Source organism: Kitasatospora sp. NPDC059327 (assembly GCF_042752535.1).
GTDB lineage: Bacteria > Actinomycetota > Actinomycetes > Streptomycetales > Streptomycetaceae > Kitasatospora.
Genome location: NZ_JBHYYB010000007.1, coordinates 208957 through 219450 on the forward strand (window position 1 = coordinate 208957; position 10494 = coordinate 219450).

The following is a 10494-nucleotide window of genomic DNA, read 5'->3' on the forward strand; positions in this document are numbered from 1 at the left end:
GGGTGCCCCACCCTTTTCGGCGGGGGCGGGGGCCCCCCCCGGGGGGGGCGCCCCCCGGCCCTCGTCGGAACAGCGTCCGGCCTCGCCGCCTCAGCGGCTGAGCAGGTCGATCGCGGTCAGCTCCGCCGCCGACAGCGGCCCGCCGTTCACCGCGTCGAGGTTCTGGTCCAGCTGGGCCACGCTGCTCGCCCCGATGATCACCGACACCACCCGAGGGTCGCGCAGCACCCAGGAGAGCGCCAGTTGGGCCAGGCTCTGCCCGCGTCCCCCGGCCACCTCGGCCAGTGCGCGCAGCTGCTCCAGCCTGGCGGCGGTCAGGGCCTCCTCCTTCAGGAACCTGCCGACCGCCATCCGTGAACCGGACGGCACGCCGCCCGCGAGGTAGCGGTCCGTCAGCAACCCCTGAGCCAGTGGGGAGTAGGCGACCAGCCCGGTCCCGGTGTCGCCGGCCGCCTCCAGGAGGCCGCTCTCCGGGCCGCGGTCGAGGATCGAGTAGCGGGCCTGGTTCAGCAGCAGCGGTGTGCCCAGCTCCCGCAGGATCGCCACCGCCCGCCGGTGCTCGGCCGCGGGGTAGTTGGAGACGCCGGCGTAGAGCGCCCGGCCGGACCGTACGGCCCGGTCCAGCGCCCCCATGGTCTCCTCCAGCGGGGTCCGCGGGTCGTGCCGGTGGGAGTAGAACACGTCCACGTACTCCAGGCCCGTCCGGGCCAGCGACTGGTCCAGGCTGGCCAGCAGGTACTTGCGGCCGCCGCCGTCCCCGTAGGGGCCCGGCCACATGTCGTAGCCCGCCTTGGAGGCGATGAACAACTCGTCCCGGTACGGGCGGAGGTCCTGCGCGAAGAGGTGGCCGAAGGTGCGCTCGGCACTTCCGTACGGCGGGCCGTAGTTGTTGGCCAGGTCGAAGTGGGTGACACCTCGGTCGAACGCGCGGCGCAGCACCGCCCGTTGCACCTCCGGCGGCTGGGTGTCGCCGAAGTTGTGCCACAGACCGAGCGAGACGGCGGGCAGCCGAACACCGCTGTGTCCGGCCCGTCGGTAGGTCATCGAGGTGTAGCGGTCGTCCGCGGCGACGTAGTCCATGCGCACAGCCTGTCAGCCGAATGTGAGAATGTGAACTCAAATAAACATAAACGAACGCTTCTTTGCGGTGGCGCCTGGTCGTTCGGCGCGGATCGGACGCGATCACGGCGGCGCCGGTCCTACGGCGGACACGCGGCGGGTCGAACTCCCGGGAGTGTGCCGCAGGGCCGGCGCCGCCCGGCCGCCGCGGTCAGCGGTCGGTGAGGACCTCCAGCAGGCGGGCCACCTCGGCGGCCACCGTGTCGCGGGCCGGCCCGAGGTACTTGCGCGGGTCGGTGGTGTCGGGCGCCGCTCGCAGGTGCTCGCACACGGCGAGGGTGAAGAGTCTGTTGAGGTGGGTGGAGATGTTGACCTTCGTCATGCCGGCCGCGACGGCCTTGGCGAGGTCGGCGTCGCTGACGCCGGAGGAGCCGTGCAGGACCAGGGGCACGCCGAGTCCGGCGCGCAGCCGGGCTATCAGGTCGAGGTCCAGGGCGGCGTCGCGGGTGGCCATCGCGTGGGAGCTGCCCACCGCGACGGCCAGGGCGTCGACGGCGGTCGCCGCGACGAACGCGTCGGCTTCCGCCGGGTCGGTGCGGACCCCGGGGGCGTGCGCGCCGTCCTTGCCGCCGATCTCGCCCAGCTCGGCCTCGACCCAGACCCCGGCCCGGTGGCAGTGCTCGGTGACCTGCCGGGTGGCCGCGACGTTGGCCTCGTAGGGGAGCTTGGAGGCGTCGAACATGACCGAGGTGAAGCCGAGCCGGACGGCCTCGTGGACGAGTTCGGGGGACTCGGCGTGGTCGAGGTGGACGCCGACCGGTACCGAGGCCGTCCGGGCGAGCGTGAGGGAGGCCAGCGCGATCGGACCGAGCGCGCCGTGGTAGCGGGCGGTGTTCTCACTGATCTGGAGGATGACGGGCCGCCCGGCCCGCTCGGCTCCGGTGACGATGGCCTCGGCGTGTTCGATCTGTACGACGTTGAACGCCCCGACGCCGTGCGCGGCGGTGTAGGCGGGGCCGACGATGTCGGCGGTGGACGTCAGGGGCATGAGGGTTCTCCGTGAAGGCGGTGGCTCGGCACCGGGGGCGGGAGGGTCGGGGCGGCGGTCGCGGGTCTGTTCGACCGGCCGGCCGCCGGGGCGCCCCGCCCCGGTCCGGTACCGGAGGGTGCGGGGCGGTTCGGTGCGGGGCGGGACGCTGTGGGCTGGGTCGGAAGGGCCGGAAGGGCGGGGTGCTCAGGCGGCGGTGGGGCCGAGGATCACGGAGCGGGTCAGGTTGCGGGGGCGGTCGGGGTCGTAGCCGTGGGCGGCGGCGATGCGGACGGCCAGTCGCTGGGCGACGATCAGGTCGGCGAGCGGGTCGAGGGCGTCGGGTGCGTCCGCCGAGGCGCTGTGGAAGTGGCCGCCGACCCGGGCGACGTCGTCGGCGAGTCCCTGGGGGGCGCCGCCGAACAGCCAGGTGACGCGGCCGGGGCCGGTGATGCTGATGGGGCCGTGGCGGTACTCCATGGCCGGGTAGGCCTCGGTCCATGCCCCGGCGGCCTCACGCATCTTCAGGGCGGCTTCGAGCGCGAGGCCGTACGTCCAGCCCGTGCCGAGGAAGGTGAACTGCTCGGCGTGGCTCACCTCGGGGCCCAGCGGGCGGTCGAGGGCGCGCTGGGCGTCCCGGATCGCCCGGCCGAGCGGGCGCACTCCGGCCGCCAGGGCGCCCTCGGCCTCCAGGTGCGCGCGCAGCAGGACCAGCGCGGTGGTGGCGAAGCGGGTCTGGACGACCGACTCCTCGTCGGCGTAGTCGAGCACCACGGCGTGGTCGGCGACCGTCATGACCGGCGTGGCCGGGTCGGCGGTGAGGGCGGTGGTGGCGACGGCGCCCTTGAGCTTCGCCAGCAGGTCGATGACCTCGGTGGTGGTGCCGGAGCGGGTGAGCGCCACGACCCGGTCGTAGCGGCGGCCGAGCGGGAACTCGGAGGCGGCGAACGCGTCGGTCTCGCCGTGGCCGCCGCTCTCGCGCAGCTGGGCGTAGGCGTGGGCCATGAACCAGGAGGTACCGCAGCCGATCACGGCGACGCGCTCGCCGCGGCGGGGCAGCACGTCGGTGTACTGGCCGACGGAGCGGGCCGCCCGGGTCCAGGTGACGGGCTGCGAGGCGATCTCGACCGAGGTCCGGGAGGTGTCGAAGGTGGTCACGCGAATTCCTTGCGCTCGGGGTGGGCGGGAGAAGGTGTCGGGATGCTCAACATGCTGTTTCATGAACACTTGCGATGTCAAGAGTTGCTCGCTAAGCCGAGCAATTGAGCACTATCGAGCATTCCTGTGTGGTGAGGCCGCCAAGGCCGGGACCAGGACCGCGATGAGGCCGCCCGAGCGGCGTCGGAGCGGCGTCGGAGCGGCCGACGCCGGTGGTGCCGGTCCGGGCCGGCGTCAGGCCGGGGCGGCCTCGGGACCGGTGGGCGGGATCCGCTCCACGGCGACCTTGGTGAGGAGCCGGTGGTAGACCGGGAAGTCGACCTCGCCCGCGACCGGGCACGGGACGGCGGCGGCCGACAGCGCCACCGCGGTGCGGAGGATCTCCGGCCACGGGGAACCCGCCTCCAGTCCGGCGGCGATCGCGGCCACGCAGGCATCACCGGCGCCCGTCGGATTGCCGGAGAGCCGCTCGGGCGGCTTCGCCCGCCAGGTGCCCCCGGTGGTCACCGCGTGCAGGCCGTCGGCTCCGGCGGACGCGACCACCGTGCGGGCGCCCAGGGCGCGCAGTGCGGCGGCACCCTCGGCGAGGTCCTCGCGGTCCGTGACCGCGGCGATCTCGTCGGCGTTGGGTTTGACCACATCGGGGTGGGCGGCCAGGGCGTTCAGGAGGGCGGGGCCGCTGGTGTCGAGGACGGTGAGCGCGCCGGCCGCCGCGGCCGTGCGGACGAGCTGTGCGTAGGCGTCCGGGGGGAGGCCCGGTGGCGTGCTCCCGCTGAGGACGACCACGCGCGCTCCCGCCACCAGCGCGGCGAAGTGCCGGCGGAAGAGCTGCCATTCGGCCGAGGCCACGAACGGTCCGCGCCCGTTGAAGACGGTGGCGTCGCCGTCGTCGCGGGAGACGACGGCGAGGGTGCGGCGCGATTCGCCGACCACTTCGAAGAACGCGTTCCGGATGCGGGCGGTGCGGAGCTCGTCGCGGATCCGGCGGCCGGTCGGTCCGCCCACCAGGCCGGTCGCCACCGGGTCGTGGCCGAGGATGCCGAGCACGCGGGCGACATTGATCCCCTTGCCGCCCGCCCGCTCCCGCGCGGATTCGACCCGGTGGGAGGTGCGGGGGCGCAGGCTGTCGACGCTCCAGGTGGCGTCGAGCGCGGCGTTGAGGGTGACGGTGAGGATCATCGGACGGGCACTCCTGTTCGGGCTGCGGGCGTGGTGTGCCCGACCGCCTGCCAGGCGGCGAGGCCCGCGCCGAGGCACGCGGCCCGGTCCCCGAGCTCGGCCTGGACGACGGAGGGCCGGCGCTGGAAGGTGAGGTGCTCCTCCAACCCGGCCCGTACGGGGTCGAGCAGCAGCGGCCCGGCTTCGGCGAGTCCGCCGCCGAGCACGATCAGTTCCGGCGCGAGCAGGGTGGTGACGGTCGCCAGTGCTTGCGCCAGTCCGGTCGCCGCGCGGGTCCAGACCTCCCGCGCCACCGGGTCGCCCTGCGCGGTGAGGGCGGCGACGTCGGCCGCGCCGGAGACCGGCCGTCCGGAGCGCGCGGTGTACGCGGTCGCGACGGCGGCGGCGGAGGCCACCGTCTCCAGGCAGCCGGAGCCGCCGCAGGCGCACGCCAGCGCCTCGGAGCCGACGGCGATGTGGCCGAGTTCGCCGGCGTACCCGGCGGCCCGGATCGGCCGGCCGTCGCAGACGAGGGCCGCGGCGATGCCGGTGCCGATGGCCACGAACAGCACGTCCTGCGCGCCGCGGGCCGCCCCCAGGGCGCACTCGGCCACGCCGCCCGCCCGCACGTCGTGGCCCAGTGTGACGGGCAGGCCGGTGCGTTCCTGGAGGAGCGAGGCGAGCGGGAGGCCGCGCCATCCGAGGTTCGCCGACCAGACGGCGCGCTGGAGCCGGTCGTCGACGATGCCCGGGACGGCCAGGCCCACGTGGCGCACCGGCAGCCCGTGGCCGGTGGCCGACCGGTTCAGGTCGATCAGGGTGTCGGCGATCGCGTCGAGGACCGCGCGGGGCCCGTCGGCGCGCGGGGTGGGACGGTGCACGGTCTCCACCGGCCGCATGTCGCGGTCGAGGACGGCTCCCTTCATCCCGGTGCCGCCGACGTCGAGGGCGATCACGCACCCCGGTGCGCCGGGGTCCTCCGGTCCGGGAGTCGCCGGGGACGAGGAGGTCGCCACCACCCTCCCCCAGACGTCGGCGGGTACGGGGGGGAAGGCCGGGGGAAGGCCGGGGGCGCCGTGCGCCGCGACGCGGAGCGCCGCGGGCCGGGGGGGCCGGGGGGACCGGGGGGACCGGGGGGACCGGGGCCCGCCGGCGTTGTCGGTTTCCTCGGGCCGGAGGTCGTACGAGGGGATGTCGTCGGCCGAGGTCGGGGGACTGTCGCTGTACATACTGCCGAACCACCCTGATGATCGAAGTTACGCGATCTACGCATGAAGTGTGCGAATTCGCTCAAGATGTATGAGCGAAGTATCCAGATCACAGGCTGTTGCGTCCAGGGGTGGGGTGGTCGGACCGGTTTTGACGTGCACATATCGATCGCACCCCGTGATGCGCGGTACTCCGGCGTTACGATCAACTTCGCGCATACTTTCCCGGGGCACGGCCGACCGGCCGCCCGGGCGGGACCGGCTCCGTCGGTGCGCGGTGCCGGATGTCAGGTAGAGAGGGGAAGGCGCGCATGTCCAAGCAGGAGCGGTGGAGCAGGTTGCTCGAACTGCTGGCGGTCGACGGCAAGTTGGATGTCGAGGAGGCGGCTGTTTCGGTCGCGGTGTCCCCGGCGACCATCCGGCGCGACCTCGACGAGCTGGCCGAGCAGCGCCTGCTCGTCCGCACGCGCGGAGGGGCGATCGCGCACGGCGTCTCCTACGAGCTCCCGATGCGCTACAAGTCCTCGCGGCGGGTCTCCGAGAAGCAGCGCGTGGCGACCGCCGTGGCGGACCTGCTGGGCGAGGGGGACGTGGTCGGTCTCAACGGCGGCACCACCACCACGGAGGTGGCCCGGGCCCTGGTGCTCCGGGCGGGCGGCGGAAGACCCGCGGAGCGGGGGGAGGGCACCGCCGGGCCGACGTACACGGTCGTCACCAACTCCCTGAACATCGCCAGTGAACTGGCGGTCCGACCGCAGTTCAAGATCGTCGTGACCGGGGGCGTGGCGCGTCCTCAGACCTACGAACTGGTCGGCCCCTTGACGGAGGGCGTGCTGAACCAGGTCGTGCTCGACGTCGCCGTGCTCGGTGTGGACGGAGTGGACCCGAGGCTCGGGGTGATGACCCACCACGAGGACGAGGCCGGCATCAGCCGGCTCTTCGCCGAGCGCGCCCGGAAGGTGGTCCTCGCGACGGACTCCTCCAAGGTCGGACGGCGCGCCTTCGCCAGGATCTGCGGCCTGGACCGGATCGACGTGCTCGTCACCGACTCCGGGCTCGCTCCCGAGACGGCGGCGCGGTTCACCGAGGCCGGTGTCGAGGTCATCTGCGTCTGACGCCCCGTGTCGCGCCCGCGCCGCCGGAAGGGATCGGTCCCACCCTCCGGCGGCGCCGCCGTCCCCGCTCCGGTCGAACCCTGATCCGGCCGGGCCCCGCGCCCGCCCCGCCGCCGGGTCGTCGGGCGGCGACCCCCTGATCAGCGCCGCGGCGGCGCCCTCCGGTGCCCGTGCCCTTCCCTCCGGCGCGGGAAGGTGGCACCGTCGACGAGAAACCCCCGCGGTCATCCGTGGCAGGCCCGGCTGATCGGGCGCTTCGACCGGTGCGCCCCACGCCGCCGCGGCCCGCCCGTGCCGTGCGGGCGCGAACCGGGCTCCGGCCTCTCCCCTCCACCCGTCCCGTCGAGCTCCGTGACCTGTCCGGTTGGCATCGGTTGCGTAACGGGCCTGGATCCGAGCCCGCCACCTCGTGTTTACTTTGCACAGCAGATGCTCGTTTATGAGCGAAACGCGGTTGGATCTTCCACATGTGTGCACGCTCCGAATCTGCAGCAGTTTCCAGACCCCCACTGGGCCGCGTCGTCGCGACCGGCCAGGAGACAAGGCGGTACTGATGATGAACAAGCGGTCCTTCGCAGCGGCCTGTGCCTGCGCCCTCGGGGCGCTCACCCTCACGGCCTGCGGCAGCGGTGGCAGCGGGAGCGGCGCGTCCGAGGGCGGGAACGTGACGCTGAAGCTGGTGGCGGCGGACTACGGGGACAAGGCCTCGAACAGCTCGACGACCTACTGGAACGACGTGGCGCAGCGGTTCACCGCCGCCAACCCGAAGATCAAGGTCGACGTCCAGGTGATCAACTGGAACGACATCGACTCGCAGGTCAAGACGATGATCCAGAGCGGCAACGTGCCGGACGTCCTGCAGACCGGCGGCTACGCGGACAAGGTCGCCGACGACCTGCTGTACCCGGCGAACGAGGTGCTGTCGGAGAAGACCCGCGCCAACCTGATCGACACCTTCGCCAAGGCCGGCGAGGTGGACGGCAAGGGGTACGGCATCCCGTTCGTCTCCTCGGCGCGGGCGTTCTTCTACAACAAGGCGGTCTTCGCCCAGGCCGGCATCACCGAGGCCCCCAAGAGCTGGGACGACGTCAAGGCCGCGGCCGAGAAGATCAAGGCGGCCGTCCCGGGCGTGACCCCCTACGCGCTGCCGCTCGGTCCGGAGGAGGCCCAGGGCGAGTCGCTGATCTGGGAGCTCGGCAACGGCGGCGGGCTCACCGACGCCAAGGGCGCGTACACGCTCAACAGCCAGGCCAACATCGACGCGTTCAGCTGGCTGAAGACGAACCTCGTCGCGCCCGGCCTCACCTACGCCAACCCCGCGACGACGGACCGCAAGACCGCGTTCGCGGACTTCGCGGCCGGCAAGGCCGCGATGCTCAACGGCCACCCCTCGCTGATCCAGATGTCCAAGGACGGCAAGGTCGACTACGGCGTCGCGCCGATCCCCGGGAAGGCCGGGGCGCTGAAGTCCACGCTGGGCGTGGCCGACTGGATGATGGCCTTCAAGGGCAACGGCCACAAGGACCAGGTCCGCGCCTTCCTCGACTTCGCGTACTCCAAGGAGAACACGCTGAAGTTCGACGAGACCTACAACCTGATGCCGGTCACCAAGGACACGCTCCAGGAGATGACCGGCAGCGGCAAGCACGCCGACCTCGAACCCTTCTTCGCGCTGCTGCCGAACGCGGCCTTCTACCCGCTGGGCAACACCACCTGGGACGCCGTCTCCGCCGAGATCAAGAAGAGCGGCGGCACGGCCGTGAACGACCCGGCCAAGGTGCTGGGGGAGTTGCAGAAGAAGGCCGAGGCGGCGGTCTCCAACCAGTAGGCAGACCCGGCGCACCGATCTGTCACGGAAGGCAGGCTCCCCATCGTGTCCCCCAACCCACCAACCTCCGGCTCCGGCCGCAAGCGCCCGGGCGGCCTGGTCCGCCTGGGGCCGCTGCCCTGGATCGGACCGGCCGTGCTGCTGATCGTCCTGGTCGTCCTCTGGCCGGTCTACGAGATGGTCCGCACCTCGTTCCTGAAGATCAGCAGCAGCGGATTCGTCCGGGGCTCGGCCGGGTTCGACAAGTACACGCAGTTGTTCGACGAGCCGTCGCTGCCCTCGGTCGTCCTGTCGACCGTGGTGTGGACCGTGGTCGTGGTCGGTGCCACCATGCTGGTCTCGCTGGCGCTGGCCCAGCTCTTCAACCAGAGGTTCCCGGGCCGGCGCCTCACCCGCTGGGCGCTCATCGCGCCCTGGGCCGCCTCGGTCGTGATGACCGCCATCGGCTTCAAGTGGATGCTCAACCAGACCGCGGGCGTGCTCAACACGCTGATGACGGACCTGGGTCTGATCGACGGTCCCAAGGACTGGCTGGGGGACCCCTCCACGGCCTGGCCCTGGATGATGTTCGTCGCCGTCTTCGTCTCCCTGCCGTTCACCACCTACACCCTGCTCGCGGGCCTGCAGACCGTCCCCGGCGAGATCTACGAGGCGGCCCGGGTGGACGGCGCCAACCCCTGGCAGACGTACCTGCGGATCACCCTGCCGCTGCTGAGGCCGGCGTTCCTGGTCGGGGTCGTCATCAACCTCATCAACGTCTTCAACTCCTTCCCCATCATCTGGAGCATGACCCGCGGCGGCCCGGACAGCGACACCGCCACCACCACCGTGTTCATGTACCAGCTCAAGAACTCGGACATCGGGGAGTCGGCGGCGATGTCCGTCGCGAACTTCGTCCTCGTCGTGGTCATGGTCGTCGTCTTCCTCAAAGCCAGCCGCTGGAACCAGGAGGAGAGCTGATGGCCGGGACCACCCTCACCCCGGGCGAGACCGCCCCACCCCGCGGCCGCGCGGTCGCCGCCCCCGGCGGCGCCCCGCGGGCCCCCCGCACGCTGCGCCCGCGCACCCTGCTGATCACCGCCGTCGCCTGGCTGCTGGCGGCCGGGTTCCTGCTGCCGTACGTGGAGATGGTGATCACCGCGTTGCGGCCGGCGAGCGAGCTGCGCGACGCCGGCTACCTGCCGTCCTCGTTCGCCTGGGCGAACTTCGTCGACGTGTGGCGCGAGTCCCACCTCGGGGACAACCTCCGGGTCACGCTGCTGGTCGCCGGGGGATCCACCCTGCTCGTCCTGCTGGTCGCGATTCCCGCCGCGTACTACACGGCCCGGGTGAGGTTCCGGGGCCGCAAGCTCTTCCTCCTGCTGGTGCTCGTCACCCAGATGTTCCAGCCCACCTCGCTCCTGGTCGGCCTCTACCGCGAGTTCTACCAGCTGGGCATGCTGAACTCGGTGTGGACCCTGATCCTGTGCAACGCGGCCTTCAACCTGGCCTTCGCGATCTGGATCCTGACCGCCTACTTCGCCTCCATCCCCGAGGCGCTGGAGGAGTCCGCCATGATCGACGGGCTGGGCAGGGGAGGGGCGCTCCTGCGGATCACCCTGCCGCTGGCGATGCCCGGGGTCGTCACCGCGATGATCTTCACCTTCATCGCGGCCTGGAACGAGTTCGTGATGGGCCTGACGCTCTCCACCATCCCGGAGAACCAGCCGCTGACGGTGGGCATCAACAGCTTCATCGGCAACTACACCGTCCAGTGGAACTTCCTGTTCGCCGGCTCGGTCATCGCCATCGTGCCCGTCGTCATCCTCTTCGCCCTCATCGAGCGGAAGGTCGTCTCCGGCCTGACCGCCGGGTCCGTCAAGTAACCCCCCCAGCAGCCCGCCCCCGTCCCCCGAGCCCGGGGGCGGGCCCTTCCCCCCCCGCACCCGCCGGTCGCGCGAC

The 10494-nt window shown here is 72.3% G+C and carries 9 protein-coding genes; 4 read left to right on the plus strand and 5 right to left on the minus strand.

All coding sequences use genetic code 11. The annotated features are described in order from the left end of the window. Positions 1–90: 90 nt before the first annotated feature. The 5 genes from ACFXHB_RS07550 to ACFXHB_RS07570 all read right to left on the minus strand — a co-directional run bounded on the left by ACFXHB_RS07550 (position 91) and on the right by ACFXHB_RS07570 (position 5418). Positions 91–1080: an aldo/keto reductase gene (locus ACFXHB_RS07550; RefSeq protein WP_380572878.1), complete on the minus strand. Its 990-nt coding sequence runs from the start codon at positions 1078–1080 to the stop codon at positions 91–93. 190 nt (positions 1081–1270) lie between these two features. Then, positions 1271–2107, minus strand: coding sequence for a ketose-bisphosphate aldolase (locus ACFXHB_RS07555; protein WP_380572879.1), 837 nt, complete (start codon positions 2105–2107; stop codon positions 1271–1273). A gap of 186 nt (positions 2108–2293) precedes the next feature. After that, a complete protein-coding gene (locus tag ACFXHB_RS07560; RefSeq protein ID WP_380572880.1) occupies positions 2294–3244 on the minus strand; it encodes an SIS domain-containing protein in 951 nt (316 codons plus the stop codon). Between the two features lie 234 nt (positions 3245–3478). Next, positions 3479–4423 carry a 1-phosphofructokinase family hexose kinase gene (locus tag ACFXHB_RS07565; RefSeq protein ID WP_380572881.1) on the minus strand — a complete coding sequence of 315 codons (945 nt, stop codon included), beginning with the start codon at positions 4421–4423 and terminating at the stop codon, positions 3479–3481. Further along, positions 4420–5418 (minus strand): ROK family protein, encoded by a 999-nt coding sequence (locus tag ACFXHB_RS07570; RefSeq protein ID WP_380572882.1) that lies wholly within the window; start codon positions 5416–5418, stop codon positions 4420–4422. Before ACFXHB_RS07570 ends, ACFXHB_RS07565 begins: the two co-directional genes overlap by 4 nt. Before the next feature lie 503 nt (positions 5419–5921). Between ACFXHB_RS07570 and ACFXHB_RS07575 the strand changes: the two genes are divergently transcribed. From ACFXHB_RS07575 to ACFXHB_RS07590, 4 genes are all read left to right on the plus strand, one after another. Further along, a complete protein-coding gene (locus ACFXHB_RS07575) occupies positions 5922–6725 on the plus strand; it encodes a DeoR/GlpR family DNA-binding transcription regulator (RefSeq protein WP_380572883.1) in 804 nt (267 codons plus the stop codon). Between the two features lie 556 nt (positions 6726–7281). Beyond that, positions 7282–8553 carry an extracellular solute-binding protein gene (locus tag ACFXHB_RS07580; RefSeq protein WP_380572888.1) on the plus strand — a complete coding sequence of 424 codons (1272 nt, stop codon included), beginning with the start codon at positions 7282–7284 and terminating at the stop codon, positions 8551–8553. Positions 8554–8598: 45 nt separating this feature from the next. Further along, a complete protein-coding gene (locus ACFXHB_RS07585) occupies positions 8599–9513 on the plus strand; it encodes a carbohydrate ABC transporter permease (protein ID WP_380572884.1) in 915 nt (304 codons plus the stop codon). Then, positions 9513–10418, plus strand: coding sequence for a carbohydrate ABC transporter permease (locus ACFXHB_RS07590; RefSeq protein WP_380572885.1), 906 nt, complete (start codon positions 9513–9515; stop codon positions 10416–10418). Before ACFXHB_RS07585 ends, ACFXHB_RS07590 begins: the two co-directional genes overlap by 1 nt. The last annotated feature ends 76 nt before the right edge of the window (positions 10419–10494 follow it).

Bases quoted from the DNA above. Each gene is read 5' to 3' on its own strand.
- ACFXHB_RS07550 (WP_380572878.1), bottom strand. From the start codon at position 1,080: ATGGACTACGTCGCCGCGGACGACCGCTACACCTCGATGACCTACCGA.
- ACFXHB_RS07555 (WP_380572879.1), bottom strand. From the start codon at position 2,107: ATGCCCCTGACGTCCACCGCCGACATCGTCGGCCCCGCCTACACCGCC.
- ACFXHB_RS07565 (WP_380572881.1), bottom strand. From the start codon at position 4,423: ATGATCCTCACCGTCACCCTCAACGCCGCGCTCGACGCCACCTGGAGC.
- ACFXHB_RS07575 (WP_380572883.1), top strand. From the start codon at position 5,922: ATGTCCAAGCAGGAGCGGTGGAGCAGGTTGCTCGAACTGCTGGCGGTC.
- ACFXHB_RS07580 (WP_380572888.1), top strand. From the start codon at position 7,282: ATGAACAAGCGGTCCTTCGCAGCGGCCTGTGCCTGCGCCCTCGGGGCG.
- ACFXHB_RS07590 (WP_380572885.1), top strand. From the start codon at position 9,513: ATGGCCGGGACCACCCTCACCCCGGGCGAGACCGCCCCACCCCGCGGC.